At 63.8% G+C, this 326-nt stretch carries 1 protein-coding gene; it reads right to left on the bottom strand.

Annotation, left to right across the window (positions count from 1 at the left end; all coding sequences use genetic code 11):
- Positions 1-326, bottom strand: a 326-nt coding sequence (locus tag AC09SL_RS29600) for an AMP-binding protein (protein WP_479572028.1), incomplete at both ends; no start/stop codon positions are given.

The raw sequence follows: 326 nt of genomic DNA on the forward strand, positions 1-326 counted from the left end.
CATCAGCCCGGCGGCGTATTGGTGGAACAGGCCAGCGGTCATCCACAGCACGCTGACCGATTGCTCTTGCAGCAAGGCCGCAAAACGTCCCTGCGTCAACAGCACGTCCTGGTCGACCACCACCACGCAACCGCCATTGAGCAACGGTGCCCAGACGTCGAGGGTGCTGGCGTCGAAGGCCGGGTTGGAGGCAAAGGCGACCCGGTCCTCGGCGTTGAAGTCGGCGTAACCGTTGTTGATCACCAGTCGGTTGATCGCCCGATGCGGCACCAGCACGCCTTTCGGGGTGCCGGTGGAACCGGAGGTGTACATGATGTAGGCCACCG

Source organism: Pseudomonas sp. PF05 (assembly GCF_056521845.1).